Source organism: Pseudomonas sp. PDM25 (assembly GCF_019219045.1).
Classification (GTDB): Bacteria; Pseudomonadota; Gammaproteobacteria; order Pseudomonadales; family Pseudomonadaceae; genus Aquipseudomonas.
In genome coordinates this window covers 451,245-468,325 of record NZ_JAHUWL010000004.1, presented here as the reverse complement: position 1 = coordinate 468,325, position 17,081 = coordinate 451,245, and the positions used below count along the sequence as shown (strand labels likewise).

General features: G+C 58.8%; 16 protein-coding genes. 8 read left to right on the top strand and 8 right to left on the bottom strand.

Annotation, left to right across the window (positions count from 1 at the left end):
* The first annotated feature begins 10 nt into the window (after positions 1 to 10).
* The 4 genes from mdtD (at position 11) to yccS (ending at position 6,633) form a co-directional block, all read left to right on the top strand.
* The gene (mdtD, locus tag KW848_RS10340; protein ID WP_192409217.1) at positions 11 to 1,438 is read left to right on the top strand and encodes a multidrug transporter subunit MdtD; all 1,428 of its coding nucleotides are present in this window, start codon (positions 11 to 13) and stop codon (positions 1,436 to 1,438) included.
* A gap of 105 nt (positions 1,439 to 1,543) precedes the next feature.
* Entirely contained in the window at positions 1,544 to 2,881 is a 1,338-nt protein-coding gene (gene dbpA, locus KW848_RS10335) for an ATP-dependent RNA helicase DbpA (protein WP_232252256.1), read from the top strand.
* Between the two features lie 158 nt (positions 2,882 to 3,039).
* Positions 3,040 to 4,218 carry an NAD(P)/FAD-dependent oxidoreductase gene (locus KW848_RS10330; protein WP_192409216.1) on the top strand — a complete coding sequence of 393 codons (1,179 nt, stop codon included), beginning with the start codon at positions 3,040 to 3,042 and terminating at the stop codon, positions 4,216 to 4,218.
* 231 nt (positions 4,219 to 4,449) lie between these two features.
* Positions 4,450 to 6,633 (top strand): YccS family putative transporter, encoded by a 2,184-nt coding sequence (gene yccS / locus KW848_RS10325; RefSeq protein WP_111448511.1) that lies wholly within the window; start codon positions 4,450 to 4,452, stop codon positions 6,631 to 6,633.
* A gap of 143 nt (positions 6,634 to 6,776) precedes the next feature.
* Here yccS and KW848_RS10320 read toward each other — a convergent pair whose 3' ends face one another.
* Positions 6,777 to 7,514, bottom strand: coding sequence for an ABC transporter substrate-binding protein (locus KW848_RS10320; protein ID WP_218536737.1), 738 nt, complete (start codon positions 7,512 to 7,514; stop codon positions 6,777 to 6,779).
* A gap of 257 nt (positions 7,515 to 7,771) precedes the next feature.
* On the opposite strand from KW848_RS10320, the gene KW848_RS10315 reads away from it, so the two are divergent.
* Positions 7,772 to 8,224 carry a GNAT family N-acetyltransferase gene (locus KW848_RS10315; protein ID WP_218536736.1) on the top strand — a complete coding sequence of 151 codons (453 nt, stop codon included), beginning with the start codon at positions 7,772 to 7,774 and terminating at the stop codon, positions 8,222 to 8,224.
* Between the two features lie 108 nt (positions 8,225 to 8,332).
* Here KW848_RS10315 and KW848_RS10310 read toward each other — a convergent pair whose 3' ends face one another.
* Genes KW848_RS10310 through KW848_RS10300 form a run of 3 tightly spaced genes read right to left on the bottom strand, consistent with a single transcriptional unit; the run spans position 8,333 to position 11,321 of the window.
* Positions 8,333 to 8,629 carry a helix-turn-helix domain-containing protein gene (locus KW848_RS10310; protein ID WP_008151963.1) on the bottom strand — a complete coding sequence of 99 codons (297 nt, stop codon included), beginning with the start codon at positions 8,627 to 8,629 and terminating at the stop codon, positions 8,333 to 8,335.
* 31 nt (positions 8,630 to 8,660) lie between these two features.
* Positions 8,661 to 9,152 (bottom strand): M48 family metallopeptidase, encoded by a 492-nt coding sequence (locus KW848_RS10305; protein ID WP_150658417.1) that lies wholly within the window; start codon positions 9,150 to 9,152, stop codon positions 8,661 to 8,663.
* 45 nt (positions 9,153 to 9,197) lie between these two features.
* Positions 9,198 to 11,321, bottom strand: coding sequence for a bifunctional diguanylate cyclase/phosphodiesterase (locus KW848_RS10300; protein ID WP_218536735.1), 2,124 nt, complete (start codon positions 11,319 to 11,321; stop codon positions 9,198 to 9,200).
* Positions 11,322 to 11,644: 323 nt separating this feature from the next.
* Between KW848_RS10300 and KW848_RS10295 the strand changes: the two genes are divergently transcribed.
* From KW848_RS10295 to KW848_RS10285, 3 genes are all read left to right on the top strand, one after another.
* A complete protein-coding gene (locus KW848_RS10295) occupies positions 11,645 to 12,313 on the top strand; it encodes a polysaccharide lyase family 7 protein (protein WP_192409208.1) in 669 nt (222 codons plus the stop codon).
* 556 nt (positions 12,314 to 12,869) lie between these two features.
* Positions 12,870 to 13,163 (top strand): fructose-bisphosphate aldolase, encoded by a 294-nt coding sequence (locus KW848_RS10290; RefSeq protein ID WP_218536734.1) that lies wholly within the window; start codon positions 12,870 to 12,872, stop codon positions 13,161 to 13,163.
* A gap of 241 nt (positions 13,164 to 13,404) precedes the next feature.
* Entirely contained in the window at positions 13,405 to 13,719 is a 315-nt protein-coding gene (locus KW848_RS10285) for a hypothetical protein (protein WP_218536733.1), read from the top strand.
* A gap of 208 nt (positions 13,720 to 13,927) precedes the next feature.
* Here the strand turns inward: KW848_RS10285 and fba are convergent, their stop codons facing one another.
* The 4 genes from fba to KW848_RS10265 form a co-directional block, all read right to left on the bottom strand.
* Positions 13,928 to 14,992, bottom strand: a complete 1,065-nt coding sequence (fba, locus tag KW848_RS10280) for a class II fructose-bisphosphate aldolase (RefSeq protein WP_008151974.1) — start codon at positions 14,990 to 14,992, stop codon at positions 13,928 to 13,930.
* Positions 14,993 to 15,269: 277 nt separating this feature from the next.
* Positions 15,270 to 15,602, bottom strand: coding sequence for an MliC family protein (locus tag KW848_RS10275; RefSeq protein ID WP_218536732.1), 333 nt, complete (start codon positions 15,600 to 15,602; stop codon positions 15,270 to 15,272).
* Between the two features lie 56 nt (positions 15,603 to 15,658).
* Positions 15,659 to 15,880 carry a hypothetical protein gene (locus KW848_RS10270; protein ID WP_218536731.1) on the bottom strand — a complete coding sequence of 74 codons (222 nt, stop codon included), beginning with the start codon at positions 15,878 to 15,880 and terminating at the stop codon, positions 15,659 to 15,661.
* Between the two features lie 34 nt (positions 15,881 to 15,914).
* Positions 15,915 to 17,078 (bottom strand): phosphoglycerate kinase, encoded by a 1,164-nt coding sequence (locus KW848_RS10265; RefSeq protein WP_218536730.1) that lies wholly within the window; start codon positions 17,076 to 17,078, stop codon positions 15,915 to 15,917.
* Between the last annotated feature and the right edge of the window lie 3 nt (positions 17,079 to 17,081).

Genomic DNA, 17,081 nt, shown 5'->3' with positions numbered 1-17,081 from the left:
AAGAGGTCCCATGCCCAACCGCCCGCCTCTCGACGCTGTCACCGCCCGCTGGGTGCCGTGGGTTGTCGCCATCGCGTTCTTCATGCAATCCCTCGACGGGACCATCCTCAACACCGCCCTGCCCGCCATGGCCCGAGACCTGGCCGAAGACCCCTTGCGCATGCAGGGCGTGATCATCGCCTACATGCTCACCGTCGCCTTGCTGATCCCTGCCTCAGGCTGGATCGCCGACCGTTTCGGTACCAGGAAAATCTTCTTCAGCGCGATTCTGTTGTTCAGCCTCGGCTCGTTGCTCTGCGCACTGTCGAACACCCTGAGCCTGCTGATTGGCGCACGGGTGATCCAGGGCCTGGGCGGTGCGCTGATGTTGCCGGTCGGGCGACTTGTGGTATTGCGCGCCTACCCGCGTTCGGAGCTGGTGCGAATCATGGGTTTCATTACCATTCCCGGCCTGCTCGGCCCGTTGATCGGCCCGACCATGGGCGGCTGGATGGTGGAATACCTGACCTGGCACTGGATCTTCCTGATCAACCTGCCGGTCGGCGCCGTCGGTTGTTACGCCGTGTGGAAATTCATCCCCGACCTGCGTGGCACCGAGCGCACCCGCTTCGACAGCCTGGGCTTTTTACTGTTCGGCGCGGCGATGGTGCTGATCACGATCGCCATGGAAGGCCTCGGCGAACTGCACCTGCCGCACTTGCGGGTGATGTTGCTGCTGTTCGCCGGCATGGCCTGTCTGGCGGCGTATTGGTTGCGGGCCGGGCACATCGATAATCCGCTGTTCGCGCCGTCATTGTTCAAGACCCGGACGTTTGCCGTGGGCATCCTCGGCAACCTGTTCGCCCGACTGGGCAGCGGCGCCCTGCCGTTTCTCGTGCCGTTGCTGCTGCAAGTGGCGCTGGGTTACTCGCCGTCCCAGGCCGGGATGAGCATGCTGCCGTTGGCGGCGGCAGCGATGGTCGCCAAGTCGGTGGCGCGACCGCTGATCGAACGTTTGGGCTATCGCATCGTGCTCACCGGCAATACGTTAGCGCTGGGGCTGATGTTGGCGAGCATGGGGCTGGTCAGCGAGCAAACGCCGTACTGGTTGCTGTTGGTGATGCTATCGATACTGGGGGCGATCAACTCCTTGCAGTTCACCGCAATGAACACCGTCACCCTGATCGACCTCGACGACGCCAGCGCCAGTAGCGGCAACAGCCTGCTGTCGGTGGTCGCGCAATTGTCCCTGAGCCTTGGCGTTGCCTGTGCCGGCGCCTTGCTCGGCGGGTTCACCGCGGAGATCGGCAACGATGGCGTGGACACGGTTTTGGGCGCGTTCCAGCTGACCTTCGTGACGGTCGGGATCATGGCGATGCTGGCCGCAACGATCTTTTCTCAGCTCTCAAAGGAAGACGGACGGCGCGTCAAGCGTCCGGAAGAGCACATAGAGCCTTAGGGCGAATGGCCACCGGGCTGGTACACTGCGCGACATTTTGTTTTGCAGGCCAGTCCCGTGACCACCATCGCCACCGCTTTTAATACTTTGCCGCTGTCCGCCGCCATGCTGGCTAACCTCGACTCTTTGGGTTATGCCGAGATGACGCCGATCCAGGCGCAAAGCTTGCCGGTGATCCTCAAGGGGATGGACCTGATCGCCCAGGCCAAGACCGGCAGCGGCAAGACCGCCGCCTTCGGTATCGGCCTGCTGAACCCGATCAATCCGCGCTTCTTCGGTTGCCAGGCGCTGGTCATCTGCCCGACTCGCGAACTGGCCGACCAGGTCGCCAAGGAAATCCGTCGCCTGGCCCGTGCCGAAGACAACATCAAGGTCCTGACCCTGTGTGGCGGCGTGTCCTTCGGCCCGCAGATCGGTTCTCTGGAGCATGGCGCGCACATCATCGTCGGCACCCCGGGCCGCCTTCAGCAGCATTTGCGCAAAGGTTCGCTGGTGCTCCATGGCCTGAACACGCTGATCCTCGACGAAGCCGACCGCATGCTCGACATGGGTTTCTACGACTCCATCGAAGAAATCATTGCCCAGACCCCAGCGCGTCGCCAGACCCTGCTGTTCTCCGCCACGTACCCGACGGGTATCAAGCAGTTGGCGGCGAAATTCATGCGCACGCCTCAGATCGTGAAGGCCGAGGCGTTCCACGACGACACGCAGATCGAGCAGCGCTTCTACGAGATTTCCCCGGAAGAGCGCATGGACGCCGTGGTCAAAGTCCTCGCGCATCATCGTCCGGCATCGTGTGTCGCCTTCTGCTTCACCAAGCAGCAGGTTCAGGAAACCGTCGATCACCTGACCTCCAAAGGCATCTCCGCCGTCGGCCTGCACGGCGATCTGGAACAGCGTGACCGCGACCAGGTGCTCGCCATGTTCGCCAACCGCAGTACCTCGGTGCTGGTTGCTACCGACGTCGCCGCTCGCGGTCTGGACATCGATGCGCTGGACATGGTGATCAACGTCGAACTGGCCCGTGATTCGGAAATCCACATCCACCGTGTTGGCCGTACCGGTCGCGCCGGTGAGAAAGGGATTGCGATCAGCCTGGTCGCACCGTCCGAAGCGCACCGCGCCCAAGCCATCGAGCTACTGCAGAAGTCGCCGTTGAGCTGGGATCAGCTGGACAACCTCAAATCCCAGGGCGGCGCACCGCTGCTGCCGGTGATGAGCACGCTGGTCATTGGCGCTGGCCGTAAAGACAAGGTGCGTCCGGGTGACATTCTGGGCGCGCTGACTGGCGATGCAGGTATTCCGGGCGCTCAGGTTGGCAAGATCGCGATTTTCGACTTCCAGGCCTATGTGGCGGTGGAACGAGGGATCGCCAAGCAAGCCTTGCAGCGCCTGAATGACGGCAAGATCAAAGGCCGTTCGCTGCGCGTGCGTATCCTGTAAGAGATCTTCTGGCTGGCAGAGATCAAATGTGGGAGCGGGCTTGCTCGCGAAGAGGGAGTGTCAGTTGGCATTAAGCTGCCTGACACACCGCTTTCGCGAGCAAGCCCGCTCCCACATTGGTTTATCAGTGAATTTGAATTTTGTATGAGGACACCGTTTTGCGCTCTACCGAAGTCGTGATCATTGGCGCTGGCGCCGCAGGTTTGATGTGTGCGCTGACCGCCGCCGGGCGCGGGCGCAAGGTGATGTTGCTCGACCATGCGAACAAGGCCGGCAAGAAAATCCTGATGTCGGGCGGTGGCCGCTGTAATTTCACCAACATGTACACCGAACCGAGCAATTTCCTCTCGCAGAACGAACACTTCTGCAAATCCGCCCTGGCGCGCTACACCCAGTGGGATTTCATCGGCATGGTCGCCAAACACGGCGTGCCGTACCACGAGAAGAAACTCGGCCAGCTGTTCTGCGATAACAAATCCAGCGACATCCTTGAGATGCTGCTCGAGGAGTGCAATCAGGTCGGCGTCAGCCTGCACCTGGACACCTCGATCCAGCACATCGAGAAAATGGAAAGCGGCTACCTGCTGCAAACCACCCTCGATCAGATCACCTGCGAATCCCTGGTGATCGCCACGGGCGGCTTGTCGATCCCGACACTGGGCGCCACCGGTTTCGGCTATCAGGTGGCCAAGCAGTTCGGCCACGACTTGCTGCCGACCCGCGCCGGACTGGTGCCGTTCACCATCACCGATCAGCTCAAAGAGCTGTGCACCGAGCTGTCCGGTACGTCGGTGGATTGCCTGGTGAGCTGCAACGACCAGAGTTTCCGCGAGAACATCCTGTTCACTCACCGCGGCCTCAGTGGTCCGGCGATTTTGCAGATTTCTTCGTTCTGGGAATCCGGCGATACGGTTGAGATCAATCTGATGCCGGACCACGACGTGCCGAGCTGGCTGCAACAGCAGCAAGCCGAACGTCCGAACAGCGAGCTGAAAACCCTGCTGGGGGAAATCTTCACCAAGAAGATGGCCAACCTGCTGGCGGATAACTGGTTCGTCTCCAAACCAATGAAGCAGTACACCCACGCGGAAATCGCCGACATCGCCGAAAAACTGGCGAGCTGGAAAGTGGTGCCGGCCGGCACTGAAGGCTATCGCACCGCTGAAGTGACATTGGGCGGCGTCGATACCAACGAGGTGTCATCCAAGACCATGGAATCGCTGAAAAGCCCCGGCCTGTATTTCATCGGCGAAGTGCTCGACGTCACCGGGCATCTGGGCGGTTTCAACTTCCAGTGGGCCTGGGCCTCCGGCTACGCTGCTGCGCAATACGCCTGACCCAAGGGTGTACACAAATAAAATGTGGGAGCGGGCTTGCTCGCGAAGGGGCCATAACATTCAACATCTCTGTTGACTGATACACCGCCTTCGCGAGCAAGCCCGCTCCCACATGGGTGATGTGGTGATCTTTAAGGAACAGATTTTGCTGTCAGATGTGATCGGCGCCATTGCGTCGACGTCATTACTGGCTCAATTTAGCGTCATCGCCTCGGAAGGCCCTCGCACTTCATGTCATCGACCCCCTTTAGTCAGTCTCTGCGTCGCCTCTGGGCGCTGGATAAATTCAGCTACAGCGTACGGGTGTTCATCGCCCTGACCGGCAGCATGGCGCTGTGTTGGTACAAGGATGAAATGGGGCTGCTGATCCCGCTGTTCCTCGGGATCATCGCCAGCGCCCTGGCCGAGACCGACGACAGTTGGCAAGGCCGCCTTAACGCACTGGCCGTGACGCTGGTGTGCTTCAGCGTCGCCGCCCTCTCCGTCGAACTGCTCTTCCCCTACCCCGTCGTTTTTGTCATCGCCCTGGCCCTGGCCAGTTTCGGCCTGACCATGCTCGGCGCCTTGGGTGAACGCTATGGCGCGATTGCCTCGGCGACGTTGATTCTGTCGGTCTACACCATGATCGGCGTGGACCAGCGCGGCGGCGAAGTCATCGATTTCTGGCACGAGCCGATGCTGCTGGTGGCCGGTGCAGCGTGGTACGGTTTGCTCTCAGTGCTGTGGCAGGCGATGTTTTCCAATCAGCCGGTGCAACAAAGCCTGGCGCGATTGTTCCGCGAACTGGGTTTTTACCTGAAGCTGAAATCGTCGCTGTTCGAGCCGATCCGCCAGATGGACGTGGAAGCGCGTCGACTGGAACTGGCGCAGCAAAACGGTCGTGTCGTGGCCGCACTGAACGCCGCCAAGGAAATCATCCTGCACCGGGTCGGCAACGGTCGGCCGGGCTCGAAACTCAGCCGTTACCTGAAGCTGTACTTCCTCGCTCAGGACATTCACGAGCGCGCCAGTTCCTCGCACTACCCTTACAACGCTCTCGCCGATGCCTTCTTTCACAGCGACGTGATGTTCCGCTGCCAGCGCCTGCTGCGCCAGCAAGGCAAGGCCTGCCGGGCGCTGGCCGAGTCGATCCAGATGCGCCAGCCGTTCATCTATGACGCCAGCTTCGCTGAAGCCCTGAGCGACCTGCACGCCTCCCTCGAACACCTGCGCATTCAGAGCAACCCGGCGTGGCGCGGACTGTTGCGGTCATTGCGGGCACTGGCGGCCAACCTCGGCACGCTCGATCGTTTGCTCAGCGACGCCAGCAACCCCGATGCCCTGGCCGACGCCACCGACAGCAGCCTGCTCGACCGTTCGCCACGCAACCTCAAAGATGTTTGGATACGCTTGCGCACCCAGTTGACGCCGACCTCGCTACTGTTCCGTCACGCACTGCGTTTGCCCCTGGCTTTGAGCATCGGCTACGGGATGGTGCATTTGATCCACCCGTCCCAGGGTTACTGGATCATCCTCACCACGCTGTTTGTCTGCCAACCGAACTACGGCGCCACCCGCCGCAAACTCGGCCAGCGGATCATCGGCACCGCCATCGGCCTGACCTTGGCCTGGGCGCTGTTCGATCTGTTTCCGAACCCCTTGATCCAATCCTGCTTCGCGATCGCCGCCGGGGTGGTGTTCTTTATCAACCGCACCACCCGCTACACCCTGGCGACAGCCGCGATCACCTTGATGGTGCTCTTCTGCTTCAACCAGGTCGGGGATGGTTACGGGCTGTTCCTGCCACGGCTGTTCGATACCTTGCTGGGCAGCCTGATCGCCGGACTCGCCGTGTTCCTGTTCCTGCCGGACTGGCAGGGCCGACGCCTGAACAAAGTGCTGGCCAACACCCTCACGTGCAACAGCATTTACCTGCGCCAGATCATGCAGCAATACGCCGCCGGCAAAAGCGACGACCTGGCGTATCGCCTGGCCCGACGCAATGCGCACAACGCCGACGCGGCACTGTCGACGACGCTCGCCAACATGCTGATGGAACCGGGGCATTTTCGTAAGGAAGCGGATGTCGGGTTCCGCTTCCTGGTGCTGTCACACACCTTGCTCAGTTATTTGTCCGGACTGGGCGCACACCGGGAAACCCAGCTACCGCCCGACGTGCGCGAGCATTTGATCGACGGTGCCGGGGTGAGACTGGCCGCCAGCATCGATGAAATTGCCCAAGGGTTGGCGAGCAAACTGCCGATTGCGATTCAGAGCGATGAGGAAGAGGCACTGGCCAATGAGCTTGAGCAGATGCCGGATGAAATCGATGAAGGGCAGCGGTTGGTGCAGACGCAGTTGGCGTTGATCTGCCGTCAGCTTGGGCCATTGCGCACGTTGGCGGCGCACCTCATCAAGGAAACGAGCGAGGATTGAGATCTGCGGTGGCTGAGCCGGCCTCATCGCGAGCAGGCTCGCTCCCACATTTGATCTGCTGTGGGTACAGATTTTGTGTACGACAGAGATCTAATGTGGGAGCGGGCTTGCTCGCGAAGGGGCCATCAGCCACACCACAAAACTCACATCCCATGCTGCTTCATCAACCGCTGATAACTCCCATCCACTTTCATCGCCGCGATCTCGCGGTCGAAACCGGCGACGATCTGTTCATGCCTGGGGTTCTTCAGGCTGACCAGGATGTGCAGGCTGTTCTCGCTCAATGCCTTGGGCAAAAACTCCACGGCATTGCGCACCTTGGTTGACTCCCGGGCCAGGAAGTAACGCGCGACGTATTCGTCTTCCAGCGTCAACTTGACCCGGTCGGCGGCGACCATGCGCACAGCCATGGAGAAGTTGTGCACCGGGACTTTCTGCAGCGATACGTCGTCATCGAACGCTGGCGAGTAGGCGTAACCACGAACCACCGCTATCGGGTAGGTATGCAGTTGTTGCAGGTTGTCGTATTCGATTGGTGTGTCTTTGCGCTTGAGAAAGCGCACCCGGTTGAGCAGGTATTCGCCAGAAAACTGGCCAAGCTTCGTACGATCGTCGGTGTACCAGGCGTTGACCAGCACGTCGTATCGACCCTCGCCAACCCCCAGCAAGGCCCGCGCCCATGGCACTTGTTCAAAGTCACTGGCATAACCGGCCCGGGCCAGCGCTGTGCTGACGATGTCCGTGGCCAACCCACCGTTGACCAGCGTGGAGTCAGTAAAGGGCGGCCAGGCATCGGCTACCAAGCGCAGCTTTTCCGCTGCCGCGCTTTGAGTCAGCAACAGCAATCCAATCAAAGCAAAAGCTCGATGCAATCGCGGCATGCTAGAAAATCCTTAGCGGGCGAGACGCCCGACGTGTTTTCAGCCAAAACTCCAAGGCCCCCATACTGCCAAACCCAAGTACTCACATTAGCTCATCGAAGCCACTGCACAGCGCTTCATCCCAGATTACACAAACAAGACAAGGCCGCGCGAAATGAATGATGGCATTTTGGCCCTTGTCACAGATTTCTCTGCCATAAAGACATCTTTCGCCTGGGCGCTTAGTATCGGAGCGACGATGTTCAAGGAGTGTGAAGATGACAATCGATTGGGTCTGCAAACACCACAGCGATCTGGGTAAAGAACAGCTGTATGCCATTCTGCAGCTGCGTGCAGAGGTGTTTGTCGTTGAGCAGAAATGCGTCTATCAGGACGTCGACGGCCAGGATCTGGAAGGTGACACCTGCCATTTAATGGCGTGGGACGGGGATCGGCTGGTGGCGTACCTGCGGTTGCTCGACCCGGAGTTACAGGGTGGTGACGTGGTCATCGGGCGAGTGATCATTGCCCCTCAAGCGCGCGGCATCGGGCTTGGGCATGAGTTGATGGCACAGGCGTTGAAACAGGCTGAAAAGCGCTGGCCTGAAGTACCGATCTATCTCTCCGCCCAGGCGCATTTACAGGGGTATTACGGGCGGTACGGTTTTGTAGTGGCGGGCGAGGAATTTCTCGAGGATGACATTCCGCATATCGGGATGCGCCGTCAGTAAGGGCCCCTTCGCGAGCAAGCCCGCTCCCACATTGATCTGCGGCGGCAATGAGATCTAATGTGGGAGCGGGCTTGCTCGCGAAGGCGTCAGTTCATTCACCGCAAAACCTCAGGGATACTCCAGCACCGCTTTGATCTGCCGAAGATTGCGCTCGATCCACCCCCGATCTATCGCCCCCCACTCGCGAATCCGATAACGCCCGGCATGATTGCGCGCGCCTTCTTCCTGCTGGAACTCGCACACAATGTCCAGATCCGCCAATGCCGCGATAGTGTCCTGAGCCGTGCGCCGGGGCATGCCGGTCACTTCGGTCAGCGCCGGGACACTACTGGCCAACCCGCTATCAATCAGGTACGCCACGTACAACCGACGATAGAAGCTGCTCTTGGTCTTGCTTACATCCATCTAAACACTCCCGGCTGCGATATTTTGATTTCTACTGCATATCCCGCCACGTCAGGTACACCCGCACATCGAACTCCACCTGGTGATACCCCGGCAACATGTGTTCGCAAAGCTTGTAGAACGCCTTGTTGTGATCCGACTCTTTGAAGTGTGCCAGTTCATGCACCACGATCATTTTCAGAAACCCGGCAGGTGCATCCTTGAACAATGAAGCGACACGAATTTCTTTCTTGGCCTTGAGCTTGCCGCCTTGCACCCGGGATATCGCGGTGTGCAATCCGAGGGCGCGGTGAGTCAGGTCCAGGCGGTTGTCGAACAACACCTTATCGATGGCCGGGGCGTTACGCAGGTATTCCTGCTTGAGGTCCAGCGTATAGGTGTACAACGCCTTGTCGCTCTGTACCCGGTGTTTTTCCGGGTAACGCTGGCTCAGGTAGTCGCCCAGCCGACCGTCGGCGATCAGCTGGCGCACTTGGTCCTGCAGTGCTGCAGGATAGGCCTGGAGGTATTTCAACGCGGTCATTGGGGCGGCAACACGATTCACGAAAAGGTCGCCAGTGTAGCGAATTCAGCCGGTCAGCGTGTTCCAGTCGAACGGCCGCACAAAGTCGCCGACATCCTCGGCCATCATCGGCCGTGCGACCAGAAACCCTTGCACGTACTCGCAACCATTGGCTTGCAGCCACCGATACTGCGCAGCGGTTTCCACCCCCTCGGCAATCACCAGCATCCCGTACTCCTTGCACAGCTCGATCACATTGCGCACCAGCGCCGCATCGCGTGAGGACTCCAGAAGCCGGGCAATCAAATGCCGGTCGAACTTGAGCGTGTCCAACTCCAGATCCCGCAGGTGAGACAGCGAACACGGCCCGCAACCAAAGTCATCCAGGGCCACTCGCACACCCAGGTTACGCAGCAGGCGCAGCTGTTTACGGGTTTCCTCGGGGTTTTGCATCAGGGCCTCTTCAGTGACCTCGACTTCCAGATGGTGCGCCTGTAAACCATGGCGCTCCAGTAACTGGCGCAACTCGGTGACCAGATTGGGCATGCCGAATTGTGTATTGCTCAAACTGACGCCCAGCACCAGATCGTCGGCAAACAAGGTTTCCCAGGCTTTTCGCTGGCTCGCCCCTTGTTGATAGATCCAGCTGCCCAGGCGGCTGATCAACCGCGCCTCTTCCAGCAATGGCAAAAACAGCCCCGGTGGTACATCGCCGACGCTCGGGTGCTGCCAGCGGATCAGCGCTTCGAACCCGCGAATCTGCCCGCTGGCAATGGCCACCTGAGGTTGATACACCAAATTGAAATCACGGTTCTCGATCGCCGCGTGCACACTTTCTTCGAGCATCCGCCGCGAGCGTGCCCGGCCGTTCATTTCGTGATCGTAGAAACGATATTGCTGACGACCGGCGCGCTTGGCTTCGTACATGGCGATGTCCGACGCACGCAGCAAGCCGTCCAGATTGGAACCGCAATCGGGGTACGTCGCAATGCCGATGCTGGCGCCCAACGCGATATCCAGACCATCGATCTGCTGACAGATCGACACCCGCTCAATCAGCTTCTCGGCAATCTTTGCCGCTTGCTCGGGGAATTCCAGATCCAGCAACGCCGTGAACTCATCACCGCCCATGCGCGCCAGAATGTCGAAGGGCCGCAAACAGGCCTTCAACTGCTCGGACACCCACCGCAGCACCCGGTCGCCGGCATCGTGACCGAGGGAATCATTAACCCGTTTGAAGCCGTCGAGGTCCAGATACAGCAGCACCCAGGCGCTGTCGGAGCGGTCGCCACGCAACAACAGGTTTTCCGCCGTCTGGTAAAAACCGCGGCGATTGAGCAGCCCGGTCAAGGGGTCAGTGACGGCCTGGAACTCCAGTTGCTGATGCAGATGGCGCACCACCGACATGTCCAGCACCGTCACCACCATTGCATGTTGTTCGCTGGGCAACGGTGCGCAGGACAGCGCCACGGGCACCTGCTGACCGGGCGCCGTACGCAGCAGTGCATCGTGCAGGCGCAGGGTTTCACCGCGTTTGTAACCGGCGAACAACTCGGAGTCGGCCCAGATCGGAATGTGCGGCTTTTGCAGGAAATCCAGAAACTCTTTGCCTTGCAGGTCTTGCACCGTGGCATTGAGCAGTCGCGACATCGCCGGATTGGCAAAGCGGATCAGACCGTCCTCACCGACCACCAGGATGCCTTCGGCGGCATTGTCGAGCACCGAGGCATTAAATGCGCGTGCGACCTCCAGATCGTGGCTCAGGCGCTGCAACGCACGGCGATTGCGCTGATGCTCGAGCAGGGCCTGGACTTTGGGCTTGAGAATTTGCGGGTCGAACGGTTTGAACAGGTAATCCACCGCACCGCTGGCATAGCCCTTGATCACGGCGTCCTGGGACTGTTCGTTGGCGGTAAGGAAAATGATCGGCGTGAGGCGGGTTCGTTGGCTGCCGCGCATCAGGCGCGCCACTTCAAAACCGTCCATGCCCGGCATCTGCACATCCAGCAGCACCAGGTCGACATCGTGTTCGAGTAACAGACTGAGCGCCTCGAAGCCCGAGGCGGCGGTCATGACCTGCCAGTCCTGGCGCTGCAACAACGCGCGCATGCTGATCAGGTTTTCAGGGTAATCATCGACGATTAAAAGAATTGAGTTGCCTTCAGCTGGCGTGGGTTGCGCGCATTCCATGCTGCTTCTCTTATGCGGGACGTCAGGCCGGTTTCTCGTGAAAACCGGACAAATACTAAGCCTTCACTCTAGACCGGGTTCCGCAAAAGCAGAAGCTATCAGTACGCCATCATTTAACTAAAGCGTCCATTTGCCGACTAACGGTCGGCGCCACAGCCCCCTGAAACCGGGAAAGATGGCCTTTTAACAGGATTTTGACGCCACCCGTTTGTCATTTACGCATTAACAAATTGAACTTCTGCGATTATAAGGATGGCCCCCAAGGCGCGTGCCAGAGCTTCTGGAACGTACGTGCAGTAAAAAAACCGTGGAAGCTTTTGTCTATGATCGATCTTGCAACCTGGAACCTCAGCGTTCCCGTCGGCAGTCCGCCGTACACCGTTGAAACGTCAAAACTGGTGGATGGCTTCAAGGACCAATACTTCCACTCCGACACCGGCACGCTGTTTTTCTGGTCCCCGGTCACCGGTTCTACAACTGATAATGCAAAGTATCCCCGCACCGAACTTCGCGAAACCTACAGCAATGGCACGCTGAAAAACTGGCTCTACCCGGACGCCGACAATACCCTGCGCGCCACCCTGGCGGTGAATCAGGTACCGAGTTCGGGGAAGATCGTCATTGGCCAGATCCACGCCTATGAAAGCCAGAAACCGATGGTGAAGCTCGAGTATCAGTACTCGACCAGCACTCAGTCGGGCAACCTCGTCGCCAAGGTTCGTATGCACCCTGATGACGATACTGCCCGGATAATCACCATCGCTACCGGAGTGAAACTGGATCGGGAGTTTTCCTACCTCATCCACCTGAGCCCGGGCGGCGCGCTGGGCATCAGTGCGGCGGGCTACCAGTGGGACACCGACATCAGCAAGACCTGGAGCGTCAAGCCGCTGTACTTCAAGGCCGGGGTTTATGTGCAGGACAACACCGGGTACACCAGCGAAGGCGGGCAAGTGACGTTCAGCAAGCTGGATATTGATCACGATAGGTAATCTCCCTCACCCTGATCGTTTCCCACGCGCAGCAAAGGAATGCAGCTCGGGACGCTCCGAAGAACAACTCCATCTCGGCAGCGGCTACAAATCCCAGCGTCCGCAAAATTCGTAGGACTCCTCCGACCGTGGCGAGGGAGCTTGCTCCCGCCGGGATGCGAAGAGCCCCAAACCCTGCTACGCAATTTCCTCAGACACACCGTAGTGCTCGGTTTTACGACAGCTGCGCTGCCGAACGGGAGCAAGCTCCCTCGCCACAATGCCCGTGCGCGCTCCTACACCCCGGTTGCAGCCACCCAAGTCGCCGCTTATAGTTCGCCCCGTCGCTGACAGCAGTCGGCGATAGGGTTTCGCAGCCCTACCGAGTTAGAACCACAACAGTCAAAATACGACACGGGCAGCGTTTGCCCGTACTCGTTCTTTATGGCGGCTGTGCGTGGGAGACTTTCGGGTCTGCCGGGTCTTAACTCCTCGGTCTGCGAACCCGCGCACAGCTGCCACCCCATTTGTTTCGCAGCAAACGGTGGCGAATTCTTTCTTGAGTTAAGGATTTTCCATGAGCAATCAACAACCGCCTCGCCGCTTCACCCCCATGTCCCAATTCGCCACCGACTACCCCGTCCTGCTCATCGACAGTGACGCTCCACTCCGCGAACTCCACAACTGCGTCAGCGAACGCCTCAACGCCGTTCTCAAATACCTCAACCTTATGGCCTGCACCAGCCTGCCGGACTACGCCGAGAACGACATCAACACCGTCACCAACATCGCCCGGATAATGGTCCAGGATGTAAGCGATGTGTTTCGGGTAATTGAGCAACGCGGGTTTGATATACCAACAAATAGCTAAGCTCTTTGAGAAAAAGGGGGGCGATTAAATAAATCTGCCCCCCTCCCCTCACGTTCCCCGCAATAAACCTGTCTTCCTATAGCAAAAAGATATTAAAAACTGTCACTTATTACAGGTGACCGCGCACACTCACAGAACTAGCCTTATCTACGAAACACAAAAAAACAAGAACAGGACACATAAACAAATACCCCCTGTTCTTTTTTAATTTTTTATCTTCAACATCATAAGGATATAAAGTATGGGCGCTTTAGTAGGAACTTTTTATGGTGCATTTGCCGAGTATCACGTCTATTTGACGGTCCATAGCAGTGATGACTATGCAGGTCCTGTTAATGCGACCGTCAATGTTAATGGAAAAACCGGAACAATCAACGGGACGCAGAGCATCTGGGCAAATTACACAAATATTACGCTCAGCGGGATGGTGGGTGGAAACACAGAAAACTGGACACTTACAACTTCCGACTTTAACACTCTGAATGGGACCCGAAGTTTCACTGAAGCTACCGGAATTTCGTACTCTCAACAAGTAGGGCTTGGTCGGATTGGGTGAGCGCAAAACATATAAAACAGGGAATATCAGCCATAAACACTTGGGATAAAGATGTCACCTATTACGGACTTTTTCCAGATTGAGTAGAAACATGTCCGCTATAGGTTACATTCCATCCGCCTTATGTCGGCGCATTTCATGCAAAACGTCCCACCCACAAAAAACCCGCCTCACGGCGGGTTTTTAATGCAACTCAAACGCTTACGGCTTAGTTAACCTTAGCGTTCAACTCACCCTTCAAATAACGCTGATACATCCCTTCCAACGAGATCGGCTTGATCTTCGAAGCATTACCTGCAGTACCAAACGCTTCATAACGTGCGATACACACATCACGCATGGCAGTCACAGTCGCGCCGAAGAATTTACGCGGATCAAACTCGCTCGGGTTGGTGGCCATCAGGCGACGCATCGCACCGGTGGATGCCAGGCGCAGGTCGGTGTCGATGTTGACCTTGCGCACGCCGTGCTTGATGCCTTCGACGATTTCTTCAACCGGTACGCCGTAGGTTTCTTTGATGTCGCCGCCGTACTGGTTGATGATCGCCAGCCAGTCTTGCGGAACCGACGACGAACCGTGCATCACCAGGTGGGTGTTCGGGATGCGTTTGTGGATTTCTTTGATGCGGTCGATGGCCAGCACGTCGCCGGTAGGCGGCTTGGTGAACTTGTACGCGCCGTGGCTGGTGCCGATGGCGATGGCCAGGGCGTCGACCTGGGTGCGTTTGACGAAGTCAGCGGCTTCTTCCGGGTCGGTCAGCATTTGGCTGTGATCCAGAACGCCTTCGGCGCCGATGCCGTCTTCTTCACCGGCCATGCCGGTTTCCAGCGAACCCAGGCAGCCCAACTCGCCTTCTACCGATACGCCGCAGGCGTGAGCCATGGCCACGGTTTGTTGGGTAACACGGATGTTGTAGTCGTAGTCGGTCGGGGTCTTGCCGTCTTCGCCCAGGGAACCGTCCATCATCACCGAGCTGAAGCCCAGTTGGATGGAGCGCTGGCAGACGTCAGGGCTGGTGCCGTGGTCCTGGTGCATGCACACCGGGATGTGCGGGAATTCTTCGATGGCGGCGAGGATCAGGTGACGCAGGAACGGTGCGCCGGCGTATTTGCGAGCACCGGCCGAAGCCTGGACGATCACCGGGGAGTCAGTCTTGTCAGCGGCTTCCATGATGGCGCGCATCTGCTCAAGGTTGTTGACGTTGAAGGCTGGAACGCCGTAGCCGAACTCGGCTGCGTGGTCCAGCATCTGGCGCATGCTGATAAGTGCCATTGTGTGTGTATCTCCCGGTTGAGGGTCGTTAATCGTGCCAGCCTGCCGTAGCGGCGGCGGCTATTCAAGTTATTGCAGATCGGGGGTTGCCCCGGCCTGCCAATTCGGTGTTGAAAAATCTCAAGAACCTACAGAGAACCACTGTGGGAGCGAGCTTGCTCGCGAATGCGGTTATACATTCAACATCTATGCAAGCTGATCCACCGCCTTCGCGAGCAAGTCGGATCGCCGCACCGCCGCTCCCACATTTGGATCTCTGTGAATCAAATCAATCGTCTTACTCGGCTTTACAACCGCGGCCGATCAAATCATTGGTGGCGACCCAGTACACCAGGCCTTCCTCACCTTTTATGTGAAACGCCAGCATGTCGTTGCTGTACAGCGAACCTTCGGCGCCCGGCTCATGCTTCAAGCGGTAGACCTGATCAGCACCGCCCAGGCGAACGTCGACTTCCTTGCGGCTGTCGTCGGCGTAGCGCCAGAGCACTTTGGCCTGACTGTCGCAGGTCCAGGTGGTCCAGCTGTCCGTCGATTCGGCAGGCTTGAACAGGTTCAAATTGGAGCAACCTGCCAGCAGAGCCAGCGCCGTAACGGCGATAAAACCTTTCATCCATGTTCCTCGACTGACGGCGCACGCCGCCAGCCCTGAGTAAAGTGTCAGACCCTTCAAGGGCAACCATGTTCCTTGGCCGGGGTCTGTGTCTCGTATTTGTCCAGGCCATCAGGCCCGGAACGCTTGTTGATCACCGGGTTGGTTTCGGCCTGCCAGTCGGCCTGGTAGCAGCCTTTATCCTGTTCAGGCGTCTCGGGCACCTTGGGGGCTTTCGGGTTACTCCCGCAAGCCGCCAGCGACCCCGCGATAACCAACAGCGCTAATGTTTTGACCATCTGAACACTCCTTTGCCTGGTCAAATGGGCGGCCTCAGGCCTTCGCCCGGCTTTCCAGGACTTCAACGGCCGGCAGCACCTTGCCTTCGACGAACTCGAGAAACGCGCCGCCACCGGTAGAAATGTAGGAGATCTGATCGGCAACGCCATATTTATCGATGGCGGCCAGGGTGTCGCCGCCGCCAGCGATGGAGAATGCCGAGCTTTCTGCGATGGCCTGGGCCAGGACTTTGGTGCCGTTACCGAACTGGTCGAATTCGAACACGCCCACCGGGCCGTTCCACAGAATGGTTTTGGACGACTTCAACAGCTCGGCGAAATTCGCCGCGGTCTGTGGGCCGATGTCCAGAATCATGTCGTCGGCGGCCACATCAGCGATCAGCTTCACGGTAGCAGTGGCGCTTTCAGCGAACTCCTTGGCAACCACGACGTCGACCGGCAGCGGCACGCTGACCTTGGCGGCGATGGCGCGAGCGGTGTCCAGCAAGTCTGGCTCGTACAGGGACTTGCCGACCGGGTAACCGGCAGCAGCCAGGAAGGTGTTGGCAATGCCGCCGCCGACGATCAGCTGGTTGCAGATCTGGCTCAGGCTGTTCAGCACGTCGAGTTTGGTCGAGACCTTGGAGCCAGCAACAATCGCCGCCATTGGCTGGGCCGGGGCACCAAGGGCTTTGCCCAGTGCGTCCAGTTCAGCGGCCAGCAACGGGCCAGCAGCGGCGACTTTGGCGAACTTGGCCACGCCATGGGTCGAACCCTCGGCGCGGTGAGCGGTGCCGAAGGCGTCCATCACGAACACGTCGCACAAGGCGGCGTATTGCTGGGCCAGTTCGTCAGCGTTCTTTTTCTCGCCTTTGTTGAAGCGCACGTTTTCGAACAGCACGATGTCGCCGGCCTTCACGTCAACGCCGCCCAGGTAATCGGCCACCAGCGGCACTTCACGCCCCAGAGCCTTGCTCAGGTAGTCAGCGACTGGCTTGAGGCTGTTCTCGGCCGAGAACTCGCCTTCGGTCGGACGGCCAAGGTGCGAGCAGACCATCACGGCCGCGCCTTTTTCCAGGGCCAGCTTGATGGTCGGCAGCGAGGCCAGGATTCGCGCATCGCTGGTGACTACACCGTCCTTGACTGGGACGTTGAGGTCTTCGCGGATCAGTACGCGCTTACCTTGCAGATCGAGGTCGGTCATCTTCAACACGGTCATGGG